Source organism: Micromonospora sp. WMMB235, from assembly GCF_001855515.1.
GTDB lineage: Bacteria > Actinomycetota > Actinomycetes > Mycobacteriales > Micromonosporaceae > Micromonospora > Micromonospora aurantiaca.
The window spans coordinates 2,122,103-2,145,019 of record NZ_MDRX01000001.1; the positions used below are offsets into that span (position 1 = coordinate 2,122,103).

Below are 22,917 nucleotides of genomic sequence, written 5' to 3' on the forward strand. Positions count from 1 at the left end.
CCCGTGCGATCGACGTCACCACGCGGACCGGGACCGGCCGGACCCGCGGGGGCACCACCGGGACGGCCACCGCCGGCCGGAATCCCACCCGTGCGCTCGACGTCGCCGCGCGGGCCGGGAGTGGGCGCGACACCGGGGCGGGCCGCGCCGCGGGCCGGGCCGGGCCTACCGGGCGACGGGTCGGACGGCTGAGGCCGGGCCGGGGGCACGACCGGGCCGGGCTGGTCGGGGCGGACCGCCGGTTCGGCGCGCGCCGGCACGTCGGGGCCGGGCGGTCCGGGCCGCCGGGACGGCGTACCCGGCTCGGGACGCACCGGCGGGACGGCGACGCCGGCCCGGCCGGCGGGCGCTTCGGAACGGCCGGACGGCTGGTCGGCCGGAGCGCCGGCCGGGCGGCGGGTGACCGGCATGGCGGGGTCGGTGTGTGGCGTGCGACCCGCCTGCCGCAGCCAGTCGGCGGGCCGGTCGGGCCGTTGCGGCCGCGGCTCACCGGCGTCGTCACGGGCGGCCCGGCGACCGGGTGTCTCGGCGCCGACGCCGGTACCGCCCGGCTCGTCGGGCGCGGTCCGGCGGCCGTCAGGCGCGGCACCGCGGCCGACGGGCGCGCCGCGGCGGCCGGCGGGCGGGGTCGGGCCGGTCGCCGGGCTGCCGGAGACGGGCGCGCCCGGCAGGTCCGGCGCGTTTCCGCTGCGCGGTACGACCGGGGAGCGGTCCGGGGCGGCCCACCGGCCGGTGCCCGGAGTGGGCACGGCTGCGGTTCCGCCGCCAGGGGCGGGCACGTGGTGGCCGCCGGTGGGCTCGTCGTGCCGGGCGCGTCGCCCGCCACCGGAGACCGGGGCGGCGTCCGGAACGGCTCGTCCGGCCGGCCCGCCGGGTACGACGCCTTCCGGCGCGGCGCGACGGCCTGCACCGGAGACCGGCCGGGTACCGGGCGGAACGTCGTCGGCACGGGCCCGGCGGCCTGCACCGGAGACCGGCCGGGTACCGGGCGGAACGTCGTCGGTACGGGCCCGGCGGCCCGCCCCCGAGACCGGATGGGTGCCGGGTGCCACGTCATCGGGGCGCGCTCGGCGTCCCCCCGGAACGGGCTGGACGGCGTCGGCGTCCTCGGCGCGCGCCCGGCGGGCACCACCGGAGACCGGCTGGATGCCGGCGGTGTCGTCCGGCCGGGCCCGGCGGCCGGCGGACGGCGGCGGGATCGTCGGATCGGCCTGGTGCGGGGCCTCGGGCCCCGCTCCGTGCCGGCCGCGGGGCGTCGGCGGTACGCGGCTGTCGCCGTCGGCGGGCGGGCGGCCCGGGGCGGCGGGTGCCCGGCCGGGCGGCGGCGCAGCGGGCGGGACGCGGGTGCCGGCGACGGGCGGCTGCTGGCCGGTGGGTCCGTCCACGCGGCGGCGGTACGGCGCGTCGGCCGGACGGGGCGCCTCGGGCACGCCGGGCCACGGACCGTCGACGGGGCGGCGCGGGGCGCCGGCTTCGGGGCCGCCCGGCCAGGGGCCGTCACCGGGCCGGCGTGGGGCACCGGTCTCGGGACCGCCGGGGCGCACCGGCGGCGCGGCCGGACCGGGCGTGTCGGGACGGCGCATGACCGGCGGACGCGGACCGGGCCGGCCACCACCGGGCGGCGTCTCCGGGCCGGGACGGCCACCGCCGGAGGGCGCGTCCACGACCGGTGGGCGGGCCCCCGGCGGCGTGTCCGCGGCCGGACGCCCGGGGGCCGGGGGCATGTCCACGCCGGGCCGGCCGGACGGCGGGGCGGTGTCCACGCCGGACCGTCCCGGCGGCGGAGGCGTGTCCATGCCCGGTCGACCGGGGGCCGGGGGCGCAGCCGGACCCGGACGGCCGGTCACGGGCGGCAGCGTCGGGTCGGTTCGGCCGACCGGAGCGGGCCCGCCCGGATGGGGCCGGCCGGGCGTGTGCGGCGCGGCGGGCGGCGGAACGGCCCGGCCGGGAGTCTGCGGTGCGGCAGCCGGGGGCGGAACGGCCCGGCCGGGAGTCTGGGGCGCGCCGGCCGGCGGAGTACCGGGCCGGCCGGCGGGCGAGGGTGGCGGAACCGGCTGACCGGTCGAGGGCGGCGGGGAGCCCGGTGCCGGGGGCCGCGGAGCCTGTCGGCCGCCGGGTGGCATGCCGGGGCCCGGCCCCGGTGCGGCGGCCGGGCGGGGTGGCCGGGACGGCTCGCCGTCCGGCCAGGACGGATCGGCGTCGGGCCGCGGCGCGGGCACGCCCCCGTCCGGTCCGAGTTCGCCGCCCTGCTGCTTGGCGGTGCGCAGGTCGTCGATCCAGCCGAGTTCCTCGCCGACGACAGTCGGGTCCAGCTCGGGCTCGGCCCGGCCGCGTCCCCACCGGCGGCCCTTGCCGCGCGGGTCGCGCCGCTCGTCGGGGCCGTCCGCCGGCCGCTCCGGACCACGCGCCATCACTACTGACCCCCCTCGGCGGCGTCGCTGCCGCCCTCACTCGCCCCGCTGGACTGCTCGCCGCCCCCCACCCGGGCCCCGTTCGCGGCGGCCGGGGCGCCGGCCTCCGCCCGGGTCGCCGGAGCCGGCAGCCCGCGCACGATCCGGCGCAACAGCGGCAGCCGGGTGGCCACCGCCCGCTCCGCGCCGTGCCCGCTGGGCTGGTAGTAGTCGGTTCCGACGAGGTCGTCCGGAGCGTACTGCTGGGTGACCACCCCCCGGTGGTCGTCGTGCGGGTAGCGGTAGCCGGCGCCGTGGCCGAGGCCCCGCGCGCCGGAGTAGTGGGCGTCGCGCAGCCCGCGCGGCACCGCGCCGCCACGACCCGCGCGTACGTCGGCGACGGCGGCGCCGATCGCTGTCGTGGCCGAGTTCGACTTCGGCGCGGTGGCCAGGTGGATGACCGCCTGGGCCAGGTTCAGCTGTGCCTCCGGCAGGCCCACGTACTCGACCGCGTGGGCGGCCGCGGTGGCCACGGTCAGCGCGGTGGGATCGGCCATTCCCACGTCCTCACTCGCGAAGATCACCAGCCGGCGGGCGATGAACCGGGCGTCCTCCCCGGCCACCACCATCCGGGCCAGCCAGTGCAGTGCCGCGTCCACGTCCGAGCCGCGCATGCTCTTGATGAACGCGCTCGTCACGTCGTAGTGGGCGTCGCCGTCGCGGTCGTATCGCACCGCTGCCACGTCGACCGCCTGTTCGGCCACTGCGAGGTCGATCCGGCCGGTGCCGAGCGCGGTCGCGGTGGCAGCCGCCGCCTCCAGCGCGGTGAGCGCCTTGCGCACGTCGCCCCCGGCGAGCCGGACCAGGTGGTCCTCCGCCTCCTCGGCCAGGACCAGCGCGCCGCCGAGCCCGCGTTCGTCGGCCACCGCGCGGCGCAGCAGGCCGCGTACGTCGTCGTCGTCGAGGGCCTGGAGGGTGAGCAGCACGCAGCGCGACAGCAGGGGCGAGATGACCGAGAAGTACGGGTTCTCGGTGGTCGCCGCGAGCAGCGTGACAGTGCGGTCCTCGACCGCGGCGAGAAGCGAATCCTGCTGGGTCTTGCTGAACCGGTGCACCTCGTCGATGAACAGCACCGTCGGCGGGCCGCCGGACCGGCGCTGCCGGCGGGCGGTCTCGATCACGGCGCGGACGTCCTTGACGCCCGCGGTGAGCGCGGACATCGCCACGAACCGCCGGTCGGTGGCCCGGGCCACGAGGTGCGCGATGGTGGTCTTGCCGCTGCCCGGCGGCCCCCAGAGGATCACCGACATCGGCGCCGCGCCCTCGACCAGCTGGCGCAGCGGCGCCCCCGGCGCGAGCAGGTGCTCCTGCCCGACCAGCTCGTCGATGCCGGCCGGCCGCATCCGCACCGGCAGGGGCGAGTCCGCCCGGGTGTCGGTGAAGCCGTCGGCGCCGCCCGCGCCCGCGGGTGCGCCGGCCGGCTCGCCGAGGGTGAAGAGGGCGTCCGATTCCATCACGAAGACAGTACCGGGCCGGGCCGACGACGCCGGAATCGCGCCGCCGCCCCGACCCGGGTGGTCTTTTCCGGTCAGCCGCGACCCGGCCGCCGGCCCCGGTACCACCGGCCGCCACCGCCGCCGCGCGGGCCGGAGCCGACCCCGGCCAGGTAGAGCGAGAGCAGCAGGAAGCCGATGAGCATGAGCGTCGTGGTGCTGAACAGATCGGGCGCGCCGAGGTCGGTGTTCATGAAGTCGAGCAGCAGCGCGAAGCCGAACACGATGGCCGCGAGAATGGCGAGCATGTCGTTCCTCCGGTGGGGGTTCCCAGCAGGTCGGCGACGGATGTACCCAATCGGTCTGTTCGTCAATCTCCACCGTGGAACAGGCGGTGCCTCGGCCCTCGGTACCAGCGGGGATGGTCGTACGCTGGCGGAATGATCACGGTCGACGAGTCGCTGACCGAACGGGAGGGGCTGCTCGCCGCGGCCGGCCACCACCCGTACGCCCGGCACGCGCTCCGGCGCGGCGGGGCCGTACGGGGATGGCGGCACGACGGCGCGGTCGGATGGCTGCTGCCACCGGGTGGCTGGTCGGCCGGCGGGGCGGTCGGCGCCCCCGGCCCGGCGCTCGACGTGTTCGCCGCCCAGCGGGCGGACGGGACGCTGCGGGCCGGTCAGTCGGTCAACCTGTCCCACGCCGATCCGGACGAGGTGGCCGCGCGACTGCCGGTGGCCCGGCTGACCGAGTGGGACCTCCTCTGGGCCACCGGCCCGCCGCCGCACCAGCCGGAGCAGGAGCGGGTGGTACGCCTCACCGAGGCCGACCACCCCGCCCTGGCCGCGCTGATCGAGGAGGCGTTCCCGGCCACCACGTCGCGGCCGGGCGAGCCGGGCATCGTCGACTGGTACGGCATCCGCGACGGTGACCGCCTGCTCGCCTGCGGCGCCGACCGCAGCCGCGGCGACATCGGCTTCCTGGCCGGGCTGACTGTCGCACCGAAGCATCGCGGCCGAGGGCTGGGTGCGGCGCTGACCGCCGGGATGACGTGCGCCCTGTTCGGCAGGTACGACGCCGTGGCGCTGGGCGTCTACCCGGACAACGTGGGCGCGATCCGGCTGTACCGCCGGCTCGGCTTCACCGCCGCCGAACGCCGCACCTCCGTCGAGCTCGCCTGACGCGCGACGCCCCGACGGCGTGGGTGGAACGCCATGGGTGTCGAACGACGTCCGAGACACCCATGGCGTTCCACCCGGCCGGTCGGATCAGTCGCGGCCGGCGGGAGCGGGCGCGGCCACCGCGGGGGCCGCGTCGAGGGGCGGGCCGGCGTGGCCGGGGCCGCCTACCGTCGACTCCGGTTCCACGGTGACGTCCTGCCGGGTACGGCGGGCGGCCCGCCAGGCCGGCAGGTAGAGCGGCGCGGCCACGGCGAGCATCACCGCGCCGACGACCATGGCGATGCTGACGCTCGTGGCGTCGGCCAGCGCGGTCAGCGTCACCGCGCCGAGCGCGCCGGCCGGCTGGGCGGCCATCGAGTTCAGCGAGAGCACGCTGGTCCGGTACGGGCCGTCGACCTGCCGGTGCAGCAGTCCCATGTGCAGCGGGTTCGACGCGCCGTGCACGGCGTAGCAGGCCAGGTACGCGATGAGCACACCGACCGGGCCGGCCAGCAGGCCCATGCCGACCACCGTCACGCCCTGCAGGATGCGCATCAGCGCGGCGGCCGGGGCCGCGCCGAGGCGGCGCAGCAGGAACGGGGTGAGCGCGGCACCGGCGGCGTTCGCGAGCCAGGCCGCCGTGCCGGCGGGGCCGAGCAGCGCCGCCGCGCGGTCCGGGTCACCGAGCACGTCGGCGAGGCGTACCGGGAGCAGCGACTCGAAGGTGACCATGCCGAAGCCCCAGAACAGCTCGACGGCGACCAGGGCCGCCAGCACCCGGTTGCGGCGCAGCAGCCCGACGGCCTGCCCGACCATCCGGGGCGCGTCGACCACCGAGGCGCGCAGCGCGGCCGGGCCGGACGCGGGCCGCCGCTCCGCCATCAGCGCCAGCAGCGCCACGATGGAGACGGCCTGGAGCACGGCGGCGACGATCACCGGCAGGGCCAGCGCGCTGACCGGGCCGACCGGGCCGAGCGCGACCAGGCCGCCGCTGAGCAGCGCGCCCGCGCCGATCGCGACACCGATCACGGTGCCGGCCCAGCCGAGGCCGCGCTCGTATTCGGCCTTCGGGTCGACGGCGAGCGTGGCGTCGACGTACCAGGATTCCATCGGGCCGCTGTCGAGCGCCCGGTAGACGCCCTGCAACGCCCAGACCAGGAAGAACATCCAGAACGAGTCGGCGACCGCCATCAGCGCCAGCGAGCCCAGGCCGAGCACCCAGGCGACGACCAGCACCGGCTTGCGGCCGAGTGCGTCGGCGAAGCCGCCGGTGGGCAGCTCCAGCGCCAGCACGACGAGGCCCTGCGCGGTGGCGACCAGGCCGATCTGCGACAGCGTGAGCCCGCGTTCCTGCATCAGCAGGATCATCACCGGCATGAGCAGGCCGCTGGGCAGCCAGCGCAGGCCGTACAGCGTGAGGTAGCGGAACCGGATCTGGCGTACGGACAGCGCGGTCACGGCTTCTCCTCGGTGGACGGCGGGGCGGGCCGCGGGAACGCCGCGTCCATCGGGAGGGCGGCGAGGTAGAGCTGGACCGTCTCGGCGTCGGGATCGTCGGGGTCGGTCTCGTCGCGGTGCCGCTCGAAGAGCGCGAAGACCTCCTCCTTGATCGCTTCGAGCCGGGAGACCGGGATCCGCATGAAGAAGTCGCCCATGCCGAACGCGTCGCGCCAGGCCGGTCCCCACTGGTGCCGCTGGGCGAACCAGCGTTCGGCGTGTCCGGCGAAGAAGCGGACGTAGTCGGCCTCCAGCCACTCGATCGCGGCCCGCGAGTCGGGGTCGTCGTCGAAGTCGCTCGACTCCCAGTTGGTGACGTCGTGCGCGGCCCGCCAGTAGCGCTGCCGGCCGGTGCCGAGGTTGGGGTCCTCGACCACGAGACCGACCTCGGCGAGCTGGCGCAGGTGGTAGCTGGTCGCGCCGCTGTTGGTGCCGAGCATCTCGGCCAGGGCGGTGGCGGTGGACGGGCCTGCCACGCGCAGCGCCCCGATCAGCCGCATGCGCAGCGGCTGGGCCAGCGCGCGAACCTGACGGTGGTCGATGCGTACGGCGCGTTCCTCGGGCCGCTTCTTCTCCTCCATGAGATGCACAATATCTGTGCACACTTTCCGTGCACAAGACGCTTGCAAAGAATCTGTGCAACTAGCCGTACAGCTCGGTGATCCCGCGCAGCCGGGTCCGCAGCAGCCCCGCGGCACGGCTGGAGTCCAGCACCACCTCGCCCGGACGGTGCAGTCCGGCGGCGGCGATCGTGGTCGTCCGCAGCCCGCCCGCGTCCGCCCCGTCGTGCCGGGCCACCAGCAGGCCCAGCTCGGCGCGGCTCACCGCGTCCGGCCCGGCCACGTTCAGCAGCCCGGCGTAGTCGCCCGGCACCAGCTCCAGCACCGCGGCGGCGAGGTCGGCGACGTGCACCGGGCAGCGCAGCTCGTCGGTGAACAACGTGGCCCGGCCGGCCAGCGCGTCCCGGCAGAGCTGGATCTGCTTGCTGCCCTTCCCCACGATCAGCGACGTCCGCACCAGCACGGCGCCCGGATCCACCGCCCGCACCGCCGTCTCCGCCGCCGCCTTCGCCGCCCCGTACGGGTGCAGCGGCGTGGGCACGTCCTCGTCCGCGTACGGCTTCGGGCGCCCGGCGTGCAGCGCGTCGCTGGACAGGTGCACCAGCCGGGCGCCCACCTCGGCGGCGGCGACCGCGATGTGGGCCGCCCCGTCCGCCGTGACCGCCCAGTCGTCGTACCGGTAGGGGGTGGCGACGACGGCGTCGGGGCGTACCCGGGTCAGCAGCTCGCGCACGGCGGCGCGGTCGGTCACGTCGAGCCGGTGCGGCGCGACGCCGGGCACCGCGACGGCGGTGGAGTGGTACGTGCCGGCCACCCGGTGCCCGGCGGCGACCGCCTGCCGGCACACCTCGGCGCCGAGGAACCCGCTGGCTCCCACCACGAGCAGACGCATCAGTCCCCCTGAAGATCGAAAAGGCCCGCGTCATCATGACGCGGGCCCTTCGACGAGGCGAGGATCAGGTGGGGTCGGCCACCGGCGCGGCCGGGCCGGCGGTGCCGGCGTGCGGGCCGGCCGGCGCCTTCGGCTTGGCGTCGATGCCGGCCTCGGCGCGCTGCTGCCCGGTGATCGGGGTGGGCGCGCCGGTCAGCGGGTCGAAGCCGCCCCGGGTCTTCGGGAACGCGATGACCTCGCGGATCGAGTCCGCGCCGGCCAGCAGCATGCAGACCCGGTCCCAGCCGAACGCGATGCCGCCGTGCGGCGGGGCGCCGTACTTGAACGCCTCCAGCAGGAAGCCGAACTTGTCCTGCGCCTCGTCGGCGGTGATGCCGAGCAGGTCGAACACCCGCTGCTGCACGTCGCCGCGGTGGATACGGATCGAGCCGCCGCCGATCTCGTTGCCGTTGCAGACGATGTCGTACGCGTAGGCGAGCGCCCGGTCCGGTGCCTCCTCGAACCGGTCCACCCACTCGGCGTTCGGCGAGGTGAACGGGTGGTGCACGGCGGTCCAGCCGCCCTCGTCAGTGCGCTCGAACATCGGCGCGTCCACGACCCAGCAGAACGCCCAGGCGCTCTCGTCGATCAGGTTCGCCCGCTTGGCGATCTCGATCCGGGCCGCGCCGAGCAGTTCCTGCGCCTCGCGGGTGTTCGTGCTCGCGGCGAAGAAGACCGCGTCGCCGGGCTTCGCGCCGACCGCGTCGGCCAGGCCGGACAGGTGCGCCTCGGACAGGTTCTTCGCCACCGGGCCGCGCGCCTCGCCGGTCTCGGCGTCCAGCACCACGTACGCCAGGCCGCGCGCGCCGCGCGCCTTGGCCCAGTCCTGCCAGCCGTCCAGTTCCTTGCGGGTCTGCGACGCGCCGCCGGGCATGACCACCGCGCCGACGTAGCCGCCCGCGTCGATCGCGCCGGCGAACACCCGGAACTCGGTGCCGCGCAGGTAGTCGGTCAGCTCGGTCAGCTCCACGCCGTAGCGCAGGTCCGGCTTGTCGGAGCCGTAGCGGGACATGGCGTCGTGCCAGGTGATGCGCGGGATCGGCCGGGCGATCTCGTGGCCGGCGAGGTCCTTCCACAGCGCCGAGACGATCGCCTCGCCGAGGTCGATCACGTCGTCCTCGGTGACGAACGACATCTCGATGTCGAGCTGGGTGAACTCCGGCTGCCGGTCGGCGCGGAAGTCCTCGTCGCGGTAGCAGCGGGCGATCTGGTAGTACCGCTCCATGCCGCCGACCATCAGCAGCTGCTTGAACAGCTGCGGCGACTGCGGCAGCGCGTACCAGCTGCCCGGCTGCAGCCGCACCGGCACCAGGAAGTCGCGGGCGCCCTCCGGGGTGGAGCGGGTCAGCGTCGGCGTCTCGATCTCCAGGAAGTCCCGCTCGTGCAGCACGCCGCGGGCGATCTGGTTGGCCCGCGAGCGCAGCCGCATGGCCTTGGCCGGGCCGCCCCGGCGCAGGTCCAGGTAGCGGTACTTGAGCCGGATGTCGTCGCCGGCCTCGATCTGGTCGTCCACCGGCAGCGGCAGCGGCGCGGCCTCGGAGAGCACCTCCAGCTCGGACGCGGTCACCTCGACCTCGCCGGTGGGCAGGTCCGGGTTCTCGTTGCCCTCCGGGCGGCGGGTCACCTCGCCGGTGACCTTGACGCAGAACTCGTTTCGCAGCGCGTGCGCGTCCTCCTCGCGGAAGACCACCTGCACGACGCCGGAGGCGTCGCGCAGGTCGACGAAGATGACACCGCCGTGGTCGCGCCGGCGGGCCACCCACCCGGCGAGCGTCACCGTCGAGCCGGCGTCCGCGGCGCGCAGGCTTCCGGCATTGTGGGTACGGATCACGGCTGGCGTCTCCTCAATCTGGTCCACTCACTGCTCCCCCGCATTCTGTCAGGGCGGGCGGGCCCGCTCCCGGGCACCCGTCGAGCCGGTCCGCCCCGACGGTGGCGAAAGCGCCGTGCGGGCCGGGTCCGGCGGTCTACCGTGGCCGGGTGCGTGCCGTACCGAGCTGGGCCGTCGTCACCGCGGCCGCCGCGCCCGCGCTGCTGGTCGCGGGCTGGACGGTGGCGGGCGCCCGCCAGGGGCCGGGGTACGACCCGGTGCGGGACACGATCAGCGAGCTGGCCGGTGAGGGCGCCACCGATCCGTGGCTGATGGCCGGCGCGCTGGTGCTGCTCGGCTGCTGCTACTGCGCCACCGCCGCCGCGCTGCACGCCGCCGGGCTGCCGAGCCGCTTCCTGCTGGCGGTCGGCGGGGTGTCCACCGTCGCGCTCATCGCGTTCCCCCGGCCGCAGGTGGGCGGTTCCCCGGCGCACGGGGTGGTGGCCACCGTGGCGGTGCTCGCGCTGGCGCTCTGGCCGGCCGGGTCGGCGCTGCGGCTGCCCCGCAGGGTGCCGCGCGAAGTGGCCGCCTCCCCGGCGGGCCGGCCGCCGTGGGCGTTCCGCCGGCCGGTGGCGCTGGCCGTGACGGCCGTGCTGCTGGCGTTGTTCGGCTGGTCGGTGGCGGAGGTGACGGGCGGCTCCCGGACCGGGCTGGCCGAGCGGGTGGCGGCGCTCGCGGTGACGCTCTGGCCGCTGGCGGCGGTGCTGTCGGCGCGGCGGGCCCACCGGCACTGGACGGTCCGGCCGTCGGACCCGCCCCGCCCGGACGGCCCGCCGGTCGGTCCGGGCCGCCTCGGGGCAGGCACCTGAGACGGGTACGCGGAACGGGCCGCCGGTCACCCGGCGGCCCGTTCACAGCGGTGCGTGGATCAGAAGACGCTCACGCCGTAGCGGCTGAGGGCCTCGGTGACCGGCTGGAAGTAGGTGGTGCCACCGGTGCGGCAGTTGCCGCTACCACCGGAGGTGAGGCCGAGCGCGACGGTGCCGGCGAACAGCGAGCCGCCGCTGTCGCCCGGCTCGGCGCAGACGTTGGTGCGGATGAGGCCGGAGACGCTGCCCTCGGCGTAGTTCACGGTCGCGTTGAGGGCGGTGACGCTACCGCTGCGCAGGCCGGTGGTGCTGCCGGAACGGCGGACGGACTGGCCGACGTACGCGTTGCCGGCCGAGGTGATGTCCTGGAAGCTGCCGTTGTAGAGCGACACGTTGCCGGCCGCGTTGGCCGAGTTGTTGTGCCGGACGATGCCGTAGTCGTTGCCCGGGAAGCTGGTGCCGGTCCGGGTGCCGAGCAGGCTGGTCTGCGCGGAGTTGCTGTACCAGCTCGACGAGATGTTGGTGCAGTGACCCGCGGTGAGGAAGTAGTAGGTCGAGCCGCTGCGGACGTTGAACCCGAGCGAGCAACGGCCCCCGCCGCCGGCGTAGATGGCCTGGCCGCCGGAGATCCGGGTGCTGAGCGTGCCGGCCTCGGCCTCGATGCGGATCGCGCCGTTGTGACGGGCGGCGGCGGCCTTGACCCGCTCCAGCTTGGCGCCGGTGACGGTGCTGTCGACGGAGACGACGACCTGGTTCGTGGCCGGGTCGGTCCACCAGGCGGTGCCGGGGATCTTGGCGGAGCGCTCCAGCTCGCTGGTGGCGGCGTTGAGCTTGTCCGCGCCGCGCGCCACGATCTTCGGGATGGCACCGGCGGCGCGCACCTGGCGGGCGGTCGCGGTGTCGGTCACCGTGACGACCATCTTGCCGCTGGCGTCGGCGTACGTGCCGGCCGCGCGGGCACCGAGCTTCTCGACGAGGGTGGCGGCGGCGTCCGGCGAGAGGGCCGTGGGGGCGGCCTGCGCGGGTGCGCCGAGCAGCGAGCCGGTGACCAGGGTGCCGGCGACGGCGACTGCGGCGGCGCGGCGGAGCGTGGACCTCGTGGGTCGCATGTAACAACCTCCGAATGGGGGTGAACGGGCGCTGTCATGGGGGCGCGCCCGAGGACAACCCGGGCGACCTGGGGAAACCGCCCGGGTGCCCAAAGTATTCACATATTTAAGATCGTAAGCAAGACATGACTTTGCCCGGATTCGCACCCGCGCCCGATGTAACGCCGGAGCAACAACATCGACATCATCTGTCAGAGCCGGTTCAGGGCGTACGGCGACGGGCGCCCGGACCCGGGCGGGGCAGCACGTCCCGCGCCTCGGTGATCTCGTGCCCCTCGCCGCAGCGCAAGGCGACCCGGACCTCGGCGCCGCAGTCACGGTGCGCCACGCTCAGCGGCGAGCCCTCCGGGTCGGCCAGGTAGCGGTCACCCCAGCCGAGCACCGCGACGAGCACGGGCCACAGGTCCAACCCCATCTCGGTGAGCCGGTACTCGTGGCGCGGCCGGCTGCCCGGCTCGCGGTACGGCTCCCGGCGCAGCACACCGCGCTCGACGAGCATGGCGAGCCGGTTCGTGAGCACCTGGCGCGGAATGCCAGTCCGCACCCGCATGTCGTCGAACCGGCGTACGCCGTTGAAGACCTCGCGGAGCACGACGAGGGTCCACCGCTCGCCGAGGATCTCCATGGCGCGCGCGATGGTGCAGTTCTCCACCGACCAGTCCAGTGCCGCGGGTCTCATGCCGACCAGGCTAGGTCTGATTGACAGACTCAGCAACGCGCTGCGAGGCTGAGTCCATGACGCAGACGCAGGAGCGCACCCGCACGTTCACCTGGTCCGACCCGGCGGCCGGCGCCGCGCACCTGGGCCGGCGCAGCGGCCTGGAGCTGATGCAGGCGATGATCGCCGGCGAGCTGGACGCGCCGCCGATCATGCACCTCGTCGACATGTCCCGGATGGAGGCCGAGGAGGGGCGCGTCGCGGTCGAGCTGCTGCCGCAGGAGTTCCACTACAACCCGCTCGGCACCGTGCACGGCGGCGTCATCTCCACGCTGCTGGACACCGCCGCGGCGTGCGCCGTGCACACCACGCTGCCGGCCGGCGTCGGCTACACGTCGCTGGACCTCAACGTGAAGTTCCTGCGCCCGGTCACCGTCGACACCGGCACGCTGCGGTGTGAGGGCACGGTGCTCCAGCGAGGCCGCCGTACCGCCCTGGCCGAGGCCCGCCTCACGGACCCGGCCGGCCGCCTGGTAGCCCACGCCACCTCGACCTGCCTCATCTTCCCCCTCCCCTGACCGCCCCGCTCGTTCTCGGCGATCTTGCAGTTGCGGCCCCCGCTGCGCCGGTTTCGCGGCAGATGCGGGGGCCGTAAGTGCAAGATCGCGCGGGAGAGGAGGGGTCAGGCCTGGGTCGTCGCGGATACGCGGGCGGCTCGGGCGGCTCGGCGGTCCTCGAAGCGGGACGCCTGGCTCTCCAGGGTCTCCAGGTGGGCGGCGATCTGGTCACGGGCGGCCTCGCCGTCGGCGTTCAGGCCGGTCACCTCGAACAGGTTCCACTGGCGCAGCACCGGCATCACCACCTCGTCGCGGTGCTGGCGCAGGTCGTAGATCCCGGCCAGCGCGATCGCCACCGACTTGCGGGCGAAGCCGTCGATGCCGACACCCGGCATCTGGAAGTTGGCCAGCACGTCGGCGACGGCGCGCATCGCCTGCGACGGCGCCAGCTCGAACGCCGCGCCGAGCAGGTTGCGGTAGAAGACCATGTGCAGGTTCTCGTCCGCGGCCACCCGGGCCAGCAGCGCCTCGCACATCGGGTCGCCGGTGGCCCGGCCGGTGTTGCGGTGCGAGATGCGGGTCGCCAGCTCCTGGAACGACACGTACGCCAGCGAGTGCAGCATCTCCTGGTCGTGGACGTTCTGGTAGCCCGCCGACATGTGCACCATGCGGGCCCGCTCCAGCGCCACCGGGTCCACCGCCCGGGTCACCGTGAGGTAGTCGCGGATCGCCGTGCCGTGCCGCCCCTCCTCGGCGGTCCACCGGTGCACCCAGGTGCCCCACGCGCCGTCGCGCCCGAACAGGGTGGCGATCTCGTGGTGGTACGACGGCAGGTTGTCCTCGGTGAGCAGGTTGACGATCAGCGCGGTACGCGCCACCTCGGGCAGCGTCGAGTCCTCCGGCGACCAGGCCTCGCCGCCCAGCGGACCGTCGAAGGTGCGGCCCTCGCTCCACGGCACGTACTCGTGCGGGAACCACTCCTTGGCCAGCGACAGGTGGCGGTCGAGGTTCTTCTCGACCACCGGCTCGAGTTCGGTGAGCAGAGCGGTCTGGCTGAGCACGGTCACGACGTTCTCCCTACGGTGGCGTAACTTACGCCACCGTAGGTCGAAACGTCGTCAGGCGCCAGTGCCGGCCGGGCCGACCAGCGGTTTCAGGTCCGCCCGGGGCGGCGTCCACTCCCCCGCCGCGGCGGGCACCTGCTCGCCGGAACGGATGTCCTTGACCTCGTCGCCGTCCGCGCCGGGGAACCAGACGTACGGGATGCCACGCCGCTCGGCGTACCGGATCTGCTTGCCGAACTTGGCCGCCGACGGGGACACCTCGGTGGGCACACCGCGCGACCGCAGCGCCGCCGCGACCGCGTCGCTGGCCGCCCGGTCCTCCTCGGCGGTGACCGCCACCAGCACGCAGGTCGGCACCGAACGGGACACCGACAGCGCCTCGGCGCCGAACAGCAGACCGAGCAGCCGGGTCACCCCGATCGAGATGCCCACCCCCGGGAACCGGACGTTGCCCGAGCTGGCCAGGTTGTCGTACCGGCCGCCGGAGCAGATCGAGCCGAACCGCTCGTAGCCGATCATCTGCGTCTCGTAGACCGTACCCGTGTAGTAGTCCAGGCCCCGCGCGATGCGCAGGTCGGCCACGCAGAGGCCGGGCGCGTGCGCGGCGGCGGTCTCCACCACGGCCGTCAGTTCCGCGACGCCCTCGTCCAGCAGCGGGTCGCTCACCCCGAGGCCGCGCACCGCGTCGGCGAAGGAGGCGTCCGGCGCGGAGATCTCGGCCAGCGACAGCACGGCCTTGGCCTGCGCCTCACTCGCCCCGGCGGTGCTCGCCAGCAGCTCCGTCACCCCGGCCGGGCCGATCTTGTCGAGCTTGTCGACGGCGCGCAGCGCCGCCTCCGCGTCGGTCAGCCCGATGCCCCGGTAGAACCCCTCGCAGATCTTGCGGTTGTTGACCTGGATGCGCACCGGCGGGATCGGCAGCGACCGCAGCGCGTCGCCGATGACCAGCGGCATCTCCGCCTCGTAGTGGGCCGGCAGGGTGTCCCGGTCGACGATGTCGATGTCGGCCTGGAGGAACTCCCGGTACCGGCCCTCCTGCGGACGCTCACCGCGCCACACCTTCTGGATCTGGTAGCGGCGGAACGGGAACTGCAGCTTGCCGGCGTTCTCCAGCACGTAGCGGGCGAACGGCACGGTCAGGTCGAAGTGCAGGCCGAGCGCGTCGTCGCCGGCCGGGCCGTCGGTGTCGGCCTGCAACCGGCGCAGCAGGTAGACCTCCTTTGCGGTATCCCCCTTCCGCAGTAACTGATCCAGCGGCTCCACCGAGCGGGTCTCCAGTGGCGCGAAGCCGTACAGCTCGAACGTGGCGCGGATGCGATCGAGAACGAACTGCTCGATCATCCGCTGGGCGGTGGTCCACTCCGGGAAGCCGGAAATGGGCGTGGGCTTGCTCATCACGAACTCCTTGAGAACCCGCGCGGGCGCGGGTGAGGGTCTAGAGGCCTCGGGTGGGCGCGGCCGGGCGCGCGCCGCCGGTGCCCGCCACCTCGACGAGGTACGGGTTGGTCGCGCGCTCGCGGCCGATCGTGGTCGCGGGGCCGTGGCCGGGCAGGACGACTGTGTCGTCGGCCAGCGGGAGCACCTTGTCCCGCAGGCTGGACAGCATCCGGGGCATGCTGCCGCCCGGCAGGTCGGTGCGGCCGATCGAGCCGGCGAACAGCACGTCACCGGAGAGGCAGATCTGCTCCGCCTCCCAGCGCGAGCCGGCGCCGGGCAACCGGAACAGCATCGACCCGCCGGTATGGCCGGGGGCGTGGTCGACGGTGATCTCCAACCCGGCCAGCGACAGCGTCGCGCCGTCGGTCAGCTCGGCCACGTCGTCCGGCTCGGCGTACGGCAGCCGGCCGCCGAACAGCTGGGTCAGGTCCATCGACAGCGCCTTGCTCGGGTCGGCCAGCAGCTCCCGGTCGTCCGGGTGGACGTAGGCGGGGATGCCCCGCGCGCCGCAGACCGGGGCGACGGAGAACGTGTGGTCGAGATGGCCGTGGGTGAGCAGCACGGCGGCCGGGTGCAGGCGGTGCTCGGCGAGCACGGCGTCGAGCCGGTCGAGCACCCCGATGCCGGGATCGACCACCACGCACTGCTCCCCCGGCCCGGTCGCCACCACGTAGCAGTTGGTGCCGAAGGCGTCCGCGGGAAAGCCGGCCACGAGCACGTCGCTCCCCTTTCCGTCCGGTCGTCGTCTGCCTGCAGCCTAGTCGTAGCGGCCGGCGAGTTCCGTCCGCCACCGGCCCGGTCCGCCCCGGCCGGGCTGAGACGGCGGGACCTCGTACACCACATTCACAGTCGCTACCCGTACACTCTGGCGGGCGTGTGGCGTGGCGCACCCCGATCGGAACGGCGGACGGCGCCCGGCGCCGGCGGCGATCAGGCAGAGGAAGGGGAGCGCGCGTGGCTTCCAGCAGGGACCGGCAGCGCAAACTGGCGCGCGCCAAGCTCGACCGGCAACTCGCCCGGCGGGCGGCGGTCGCGAAGCGCCGCCGGCAGATCCGGGCCGGCGTGGGCGCCGCGGTGGTGCTCGTGCTGATCGTGGCCGGCTCCGCCTGGGCGCTCGGCGCGTTCGACTCCGAGCCGGAGAAGAAGGCCGCCGAGGACGTCTGCCTCTGGAGCGCGGAGGACGGCGCCGTCAACACCAACCTCAAGGACGTCGGCCAGCCGCCCACCACGGGCCTGCCCACCTCCGGCACCCGCCCGATGACGATCACCACCAACCAGGGTGGGCCGATCACCGTCGAGCTGGACCAGACCGACGCGCCGTGCGGCGCGGCGAGCCTGAGCTACCTGGCCGGCCGGTCGTTCTTCGACAACACCACCTGCCACGAGATCACCGCCGAGGGCGCGCTGCGCTGCGGTGACCCGACCGGCACCGGGCTCGGCGGCCCGACCTACTCGTTCTACGACGAGAACGTCCCGGCCGCGCCTGAGCCGAGCCCGTCGGCCTCGCCGGCGCCCGGGCAGCCGGCGACGTACCCGAAGGGCACCGTCGCCATGATCGGCAACCCGCCCGGCAGCAACGGCAGCCAGTTCCTGATCTTCTTCAAGGACGCCAGCCCGGCCAAGCCGGCCTACTCGGTGGTCGGCAAGGTCACCGGTGGGCTCGACGTGGTGGAGAAGATCGGCGCCATGCCGACGGTGGACAATGGCAACGGCGCCAAGGTCAAGCCGAAGACGCAGGTGCTGGTCCAGAGCGTCACAGTCGGCGAGCCCGGCGCGGCGCCGGCCGGCAGTCCCGCGCCGTCGCCCAGCGCCAGCGCGGGCTGACCCGACAACCCGATCCGGCGGCCCCGCCGCCGGTGACCCACACGTGACCGGCGGCGCGCGCGCCGACCCCATACGCAGCAGGTGAGGAGTGACCGTGACGTCCACCAGAGACCGCCAGCGCGCGGCGGCGCGGGCCAAGCTCGAGCGGGAGATGGCGGAACGGGCCGGCCGGGCCCGCAAGCGCCGGCAGACCCAGGCGATCGTCGGGGCCGCGGCGGTGCTGGTGCTCGTCGTGGCCGGCACGGTCTGGCTCGTCGCCGCGCTCGGCGACGACGACGACAAGCAGGGCGGCACGACCGCCGCCGCCGGGGCCGTCCAGTGCGCGTACACGGAGGTGCCCAAGGAGGGCCGTCCGCCGCAGATCAAGGACGTCGGCCTCCCGCCGACCCAGCAGTCCGGCAAGGGCACCCAGACGATGACCATCGACACCAACCTGGGCCCGATCACCGCCAAGATCGACCGTGCCGCCGTGCCCTGCACCGCCGGTAGCTTCACGCACCTGGCGGAGAAGGGCTTCTTCGACAACACCAAGTGCCACCGGCTGGTCACCGAGGGCATCAAGGTGCTCCAGTGCGGCGACCCGAGCGCCACCGGCAAGGGCTGGCGGGACACCGACGGCACCGGCGGCCCGTCCTACAACCTGGCCGAGGAGAACCTGCCGACCAACAAGCGCCCGCCGTACCCGGAGGGTGTCATCGCGATGGCCAACTCCGGCCAGCCGGGCAGCACGGGCAGCCAGTTCTTCATCGTGTACGGCGACTCGCCGCTCGACCCGAACTACACGGTGCTGGGCACCATCACCGGCGGCATGGACGTGGTGAAGCAGGTCGCCGCGGCCGGTGACGACGGCGCGTTCGCCAAGCAGGCCGGCGGTGGTCACCCGAAGAAGGAGATCACCATGACCAAGGTGACGATGAGCCCGGTCCAGGGCGGCTGACCGCACCCGTACGACGACGAAGCGCCCGCCGGCTGATCGCAGCCGGCGGGCGCTTTCGCGTGCGTGGTGGCTCAGGCCCCCGAGGTGACCCGGTACGCGTCGAACACGCCGTCGACCTTGCGGACGGCGGCCAGCAGGTGCCCGAGGTGCTTCGGGTCGGCCATCTCGAAGCTGAACCGGCTGACCGCCACCCGGTCGCGGGTGGTGGTGACGGTCGCGGAGAGGATGTTCACCCGCTCCTCGGACAGCACCCTCGTCACGTCGGCGAGCAGCTTGTGCCGGTCCAGCGCCTCGACCTGGATGGCGACCAGGAACGTGGAGGCGGAGGTGAGCTTCCAGCTCACCTCGACCACCCGCTCGGGCTGGGCGCGCAGGTCCTCGGCGTTGGCGCAGTCGTCCCGGTGCACGCTGACCCCGCCGGAGCGGGTGACGAACCCGAACACCGAGTCCGGCGGCACCGGCGTGCAGCAGCGGGCCAGCTTGATCCAGACGTCGCTGACACCGCGGACCACCACACCCGGGTCGGCGCTGCTCTGCCGGCTGCGCGGCGGCCGGGTGGCGACGGCGGTCTCGGCGATGTCCTCCGCCGCGCCCTCCTCGCCGCCGTAGGAGGCCATCAGCTTCTGCACGACCGACTGCGCGGAGACCTGGCTGTCGCCGACCGCCGCGTACAGCGAGGCCACGTCGGCCAGATGCAGGTCCCGGGCGATCGCCATCAGCGCGTCCGAGGTGAGCATCCGCTGCAACGGCATGCCCTGCTTGCGCATCGCCTTGACGATCGCGTCCTTGCCGGCCTCGATCGCCTCCTCGCGCCGCTCCTTGTTGAAGTACTGGCGGATCTTCGTACGCGCCCGCGGGCTCTTGACGAAGCCCAGCCAGTCCTGCGTCGGCCCGGCCGTGTCGGACTTCGACGTGAAGATCTCGATCACGTCGCCGTTCGACAGCGTCGACTCCAGCGGCACCAGCTTGCCGTTGACCCGCGCGCCGATGCACTTGTGCCCGACCTCGGTGTGCACCGCGTACGCGAAGTCCACAGGCGTCGACCCGGTCGGCAGCGGGATGACGTCACCCTTCGGGGTGAAGACGTACACCTCCTGGCTGGACAGGTCGAACCGCAGCGCGTCCAGGAACTCGCTCGGGTCCGCCGCCTCACGCTGCCAGTCCAGCAGCTGCCGCAGCCACGTCATCTCGTCGATGTGCGCCGGCGGGCCCACCACCGGGGTGCCCTTGTGCTCCTTGTACTTCCAGTGCGCGGCGATGCCGAACTCGGCGGTGCGGTGCATCGCGTACGTGCGGATCTGCATCTCCACCGGCTTGCCGGTGGGCCCGATGACAGTCGTGTGCAACGACTGGTACATGTTGAACTTGGGCATGGCGATGTAGTCCTTGAACCGGCCCGGCACCGGCTGCCAGTTGGCGTGGATGACCCCCAGCGCCGCGTAGCAGTCCCGCACCGTGTCGACCAGGATCCGCACACCGACCAGGTCGTAGATGTCGTTGAAGTCGCGCCCCCGCACGATCATCTTCTGGTAGATCGAGTAGAGGTGCTTCGGCCGGCCGGTGGTCTCCGCCTTGATCTTGGCGGCCTTCAGGTCGGTGGACACCTTCTGCGTCACCTGACGCAGCAGCGCCTCGCGCTGCGGCTGGTGCTCCCCGATCAGCCGGTTGATCTCCTCGAACCGCTTCGGGAACAGCGTGCCGAAGGCCAGATCCTCCAGCTCCCACTTGATCGTGTTCATACCGAGGCGGTGCGCCAGCGGGGCCAGGATCTCCAGCGTCTCCTTGGCCTTCTGTTCCTGCTTGGGGCGGGGCAGGAAGGTGAGCGTCCGCATGTTGTGCAGCCGGTCGGCCAGCTTGATCACCAGGACCCGCGGGTCCTTCGCCATCGCGACGACCATCTTGCGGATGGTCTCCGCCTTGGCCGCGTCGCCGAGCTTGACCTTGTCGAGCTTGGTGACGCCGTCGACGAGCAACGCGACCTCACCGCCGAAGTCGGCGCGCATCTGGTCGAGCGTGTACTCGGTGTCCTCGATGGTGTCGTGCAGCAGCGCCGCGACCAGCGTGGTGGTGTCCATGCCCAGGTTCGCCAGGATGGTCGCCACGGCGAGCGGGTGCGTGATGTAGGGGTCGCCGGACTTGCGGTACTGACCCGAGTGCCACCGCGCGGCCGTGTCGAAGGCGCGCTGGAGCAGCCGCGCGTCGGCCTTGGGGTGGTTCTCCCGGTGCGTCGCGATCAGCGGCTCCAGCACCTCGCTGACCTGCGAGGTCTGCCAGGGCGCGTTGAACCGGGCCAGCCGGGCGCGTACCCGCCGGCCGGTGGGCGCGTTGGAGAGGGCGAAACCGCTGCCGGGCGTGGACTCGGTGGAACCCTCGGTCGGGAACGGCACCACGACCGCCCCGCCGTCGGCCGTCGCGTCGGACGCGCCGCCGGTGGCGCCGGTCGCCCGGGCCGGCGGGTTGCCGCTGCGCTCGGTCACCGAGCCGTCCGCGTCGCCTGTCGGGTGCACCGTGCCCTCCACCGGAGGGACGACATCGTGGGACACCGGCCTCCTCACCGCTCGCCGGGATGCGCCGGCCGTCCGGCCGACGTCTGGTTCAACCGGCCCGGAGGCCGGTCTTGTTCCACGCGGTCGCCGGGGCCGGGCCCCGGCGCCTTCGCCGCCCCGGACAGCTCGGCCGGGTCGGGCAAAGGGCAATGCTACCCGTACGCAGGGTACGCCACCGCTCCCCCGGACGGTCGGCGCCGACCGGCCCGACGGGCCGGCCTGGTCAAACGGTCAACAGGGCATGGACCGGGCGCTGCGCCAGCCGCTTACGGCCCTCGAGGAAGCCCAGCTCCAGCAGCACGGTGAACCCGGCCACCGTGCCGCCGGCGCGTTCCACCAGGTCGAGCGTCGCCTCGGCGGTCCCGCCGGTGGCGAGCACGTCGTCGAGCACCAGCACCCGGTGGCCCGCGGTGAAGGCGTCCTGGTGCACCTCCAGCGTCGCCTCGCCGTACTCCAACGCGTAGGAGGCCGAGTGCGTGGCCCGGGGCAGCTTGCCGGCCTTGCGCACCGGCACCACGCCGACGCCGGTGGCGTACGCGACCGCCGCCGCCAGCACGAACCCGCGTGCCTCGATGCCGGCGACGGTGTCGAACGACTCCGGCCCGTGGTACGCGATGATGCCGTCGATCACCGCCCGGAACGCCTCACCGTCGGCGAACAGCGGCATCAGGTCCTTGAACACGACACCCGGCTTGGGGAAGTCCGGCACGTCCAGCAACCGGCTGGCGACGAGCTGGGCGACCTCCGGGCCGCTGTCTCCCCGTACCCCTGTGGTGTGGGTCTCCGTCACTGTGCGTCCCATGTCCTCTCGAAACGACGACGGCGTCCGTCATGCCGTGACATCAGCATGACGGACGCCGTCGGACCGATTCCGTCCGGCCCTGCGGTCAGCGGCGCTTGCCGCCGGGCCGGTTGCCGCCGCCCCCGGCGGGACGGCCGCCGCGGGCACCGCTGGGACGCTTGCCGGCCGGCCGGGCGCCCACCTTGGGTGCGGCACCGGCCAGCGCCGCCGCCTCCGGGTCGATCGGCGCGTCGGCGGCCGGCGTGGTGGCACGCGGGCCCTTCGGTGTGATCTCGCCCCGGGCGAGCGCGGCCCGGCGGGACAGCACCCGCTTGTTGTGGGCGCTGATCCGCGGGTCCATGTTCTTCAGCAGCACCAGCAGCGGCGTGGCGAGCAGGATCGAGGTCAGGAACGCCACCGCCATACCGACGAACAGCACCAGGCCGAGGTCCTTCAGCGTGCCCGCGCCGAGCAGGCCGGCGCCGATGAACAGCAGACCGCCGACCGGCAGCAGCGCCACGACCGAGGTGTTCAGCGACCGCATGAGGCTCTGGTTGAGCGCCAGGTTGGACGCCTCGCCGTAGGTGACGTTGTTGTTCGCGGTGATGCCGCGTGTGTTCTCCTGCACCTTGTCGAAGACCACCACCACGTCGTAGAGCGCGAAGCCCAGGATCGTGAGGAAGCCGATGATCGTCGACGGGGTGACCTCGAAGCCGACCAGCGAGTAGATGCCGGCGGTCAGGGCCAGGTTGGTCAGCAGCGAGACGATGGCGGCGGCCGCCATCCGCCACTCGAAGCGCAGCACCAGGTAGATCGACACCACCGCGATGAAGATCACCAGACCGAGGAAGGCGCGCGAGGTGACCTGGCTGCCCCAGGCCTCGGAGACCTGGCTGCCGCTGATCTGGTCGGCCGGGATGCCGAACTCCTGCGCCATCGCGGTCTTGGCCGCGTTGGCCTGCTCGGCGGAGAGCTGGCCGGTGCGCATCTCGTAGAACTCGCCGCTGGTGCCGCCGACCTTCTGCGCGCTGACCACCTCGACGCCCGGCGCCTCGTCGGCCAGCACGTCGTCGACGGTCCGCTCGGCCTGGTCCAGCGTGCCGACGCTGGCCGGCACCTGGAACGAGTTGCCGCCTGCGAACTCGATGCCCAGCTTGAAGCCGCTGATCGCGAAGCTCAGCACGGCGATCAGCACGAGCACGCCGGCCACGCCGAACCACAGCTTGCGCCGCCCGACGATGTTGAGATCCGCCTCACCCCGGTAGAGCCGGGCGGCCAGACCGCTCTTAGCCAT

19 protein-coding genes are annotated in these 22,917 nt (G+C 74.1%); 5 read left to right on the forward strand and 14 right to left on the reverse strand.

Annotated features, from left to right (window positions below; genetic code table 11):
- Positions 1–2,413 precede the first annotated feature (2,413 nt).
- Both BFV98_RS08485 and BFV98_RS08490 read right to left on the reverse strand, forming a co-directional pair.
- The gene (locus BFV98_RS08485) at positions 2,414–3,904 is read right to left on the reverse strand and encodes a replication-associated recombination protein A (RefSeq protein WP_030271033.1); all 1,491 of its coding nucleotides are present in this window, start codon (positions 3,902–3,904) and stop codon (positions 2,414–2,416) included.
- Positions 3,905–3,978: 74 nt separating this feature from the next.
- A complete protein-coding gene (locus BFV98_RS08490; RefSeq protein WP_013285485.1) occupies positions 3,979–4,191 on the reverse strand; it encodes a hypothetical protein in 213 nt (70 codons plus the stop codon).
- Between the two features lie 132 nt (positions 4,192–4,323).
- Between BFV98_RS08490 and BFV98_RS08495 the strand changes: the two genes are divergently transcribed.
- Positions 4,324–5,064 (forward strand): GNAT family N-acetyltransferase, encoded by a 741-nt coding sequence (locus BFV98_RS08495; protein ID WP_030271031.1) that lies wholly within the window; start codon positions 4,324–4,326, stop codon positions 5,062–5,064.
- Between the two features lie 87 nt (positions 5,065–5,151).
- On the opposite strand, the gene BFV98_RS08500 is transcribed toward BFV98_RS08495, so the two are convergent.
- The 4 genes from BFV98_RS08500 to aspS form a co-directional block, all read right to left on the reverse strand.
- Positions 5,152–6,501 carry an MFS transporter gene (locus BFV98_RS08500; RefSeq protein ID WP_030271030.1) on the reverse strand — a complete coding sequence of 450 codons (1,350 nt, stop codon included), beginning with the start codon at positions 6,499–6,501 and terminating at the stop codon, positions 5,152–5,154.
- Entirely contained in the window at positions 6,498–7,121 is a 624-nt protein-coding gene (locus BFV98_RS08505) for a helix-turn-helix transcriptional regulator (protein ID WP_013474882.1), read from the reverse strand. Before BFV98_RS08505 ends, BFV98_RS08500 begins: the two co-directional genes overlap by 4 nt.
- Positions 7,122–7,182: 61 nt before the next feature.
- Entirely contained in the window at positions 7,183–7,992 is an 810-nt protein-coding gene (locus BFV98_RS08510; protein ID WP_030271028.1) for a sugar nucleotide-binding protein, read from the reverse strand.
- A gap of 64 nt (positions 7,993–8,056) precedes the next feature.
- Positions 8,057–9,862: an aspartate--tRNA ligase gene (gene aspS / locus BFV98_RS08515; protein WP_030271027.1), complete on the reverse strand. Its 1,806-nt coding sequence runs from the start codon at positions 9,860–9,862 to the stop codon at positions 8,057–8,059.
- 149 nt (positions 9,863–10,011) lie between these two features.
- Between aspS and BFV98_RS08520 the strand changes: the two genes are divergently transcribed.
- A complete protein-coding gene (locus tag BFV98_RS08520; RefSeq protein WP_036310672.1) occupies positions 10,012–10,710 on the forward strand; it encodes a DUF998 domain-containing protein in 699 nt (232 codons plus the stop codon).
- A gap of 59 nt (positions 10,711–10,769) precedes the next feature.
- Here BFV98_RS08520 and BFV98_RS08525 read toward each other — a convergent pair whose 3' ends face one another.
- Positions 10,770–11,819 (reverse strand): S1 family peptidase, encoded by a 1,050-nt coding sequence (locus tag BFV98_RS08525; RefSeq protein ID WP_013285478.1) that lies wholly within the window; start codon positions 11,817–11,819, stop codon positions 10,770–10,772.
- Positions 11,820–12,021: 202 nt separating this feature from the next.
- Positions 12,022–12,498 carry a helix-turn-helix domain-containing protein gene (locus tag BFV98_RS08530; RefSeq protein ID WP_071095749.1) on the reverse strand — a complete coding sequence of 159 codons (477 nt, stop codon included), beginning with the start codon at positions 12,496–12,498 and terminating at the stop codon, positions 12,022–12,024.
- A 56-nt stretch (positions 12,499–12,554) separates the two neighbouring features.
- Between BFV98_RS08530 and BFV98_RS08535 the strand changes: the two genes are divergently transcribed.
- Positions 12,555–13,055 carry a PaaI family thioesterase gene (locus BFV98_RS08535; RefSeq protein ID WP_013285476.1) on the forward strand — a complete coding sequence of 167 codons (501 nt, stop codon included), beginning with the start codon at positions 12,555–12,557 and terminating at the stop codon, positions 13,053–13,055.
- Positions 13,056–13,159: 104 nt separating this feature from the next.
- Here BFV98_RS08535 and BFV98_RS08540 read toward each other — a convergent pair whose 3' ends face one another.
- The 3 genes from BFV98_RS08540 to BFV98_RS08550 are packed head-to-tail and all read right to left on the reverse strand — an operon-like array spanning position 13,160 to position 16,253.
- Complete coding sequence (locus tag BFV98_RS08540) at positions 13,160–14,101, reverse strand: acyl-ACP desaturase (protein ID WP_071095751.1); 942 nt, start codon at positions 14,099–14,101, stop codon at positions 13,160–13,162.
- 51 nt (positions 14,102–14,152) lie between these two features.
- A complete protein-coding gene (hisS, locus tag BFV98_RS08545; protein WP_071095753.1) occupies positions 14,153–15,493 on the reverse strand; it encodes a histidine--tRNA ligase in 1,341 nt (446 codons plus the stop codon).
- Positions 15,494–15,533: 40 nt separating this feature from the next.
- Positions 15,534–16,253 (reverse strand): MBL fold metallo-hydrolase, encoded by a 720-nt coding sequence (locus tag BFV98_RS08550; protein ID WP_071095755.1) that lies wholly within the window; start codon positions 16,251–16,253, stop codon positions 15,534–15,536.
- A gap of 236 nt (positions 16,254–16,489) precedes the next feature.
- Here BFV98_RS08550 and BFV98_RS08555 point away from each other — a divergent pair, with 236 nt between their 5' ends.
- Both BFV98_RS08555 and BFV98_RS08560 read left to right on the forward strand, forming a co-directional pair.
- Positions 16,490–17,359: a peptidylprolyl isomerase gene (locus BFV98_RS08555; protein ID WP_013474876.1), complete on the forward strand. Its 870-nt coding sequence runs from the start codon at positions 16,490–16,492 to the stop codon at positions 17,357–17,359.
- A gap of 94 nt (positions 17,360–17,453) precedes the next feature.
- The gene (locus BFV98_RS08560; protein WP_013474875.1) at positions 17,454–18,296 is read left to right on the forward strand and encodes a peptidylprolyl isomerase; all 843 of its coding nucleotides are present in this window, start codon (positions 17,454–17,456) and stop codon (positions 18,294–18,296) included.
- 71 nt (positions 18,297–18,367) lie between these two features.
- Here BFV98_RS08560 and BFV98_RS08565 read toward each other — a convergent pair whose 3' ends face one another.
- The 3 genes from BFV98_RS08565 to secF form a co-directional block, all read right to left on the reverse strand.
- Positions 18,368–20,839 carry a bifunctional (p)ppGpp synthetase/guanosine-3',5'-bis(diphosphate) 3'-pyrophosphohydrolase gene (locus BFV98_RS08565; RefSeq protein ID WP_013285470.1) on the reverse strand — a complete coding sequence of 824 codons (2,472 nt, stop codon included), beginning with the start codon at positions 20,837–20,839 and terminating at the stop codon, positions 18,368–18,370.
- A 226-nt stretch (positions 20,840–21,065) separates the two neighbouring features.
- On the reverse strand, positions 21,066–21,632 hold the full coding sequence (locus BFV98_RS08570; protein ID WP_030271021.1) for an adenine phosphoribosyltransferase: 567 nt from the start codon (positions 21,630–21,632) through the stop codon (positions 21,066–21,068).
- A 97-nt stretch (positions 21,633–21,729) separates the two neighbouring features.
- Entirely contained in the window at positions 21,730–22,917 is a 1,188-nt protein-coding gene (secF, locus tag BFV98_RS08575) for a protein translocase subunit SecF (protein WP_013285468.1), read from the reverse strand.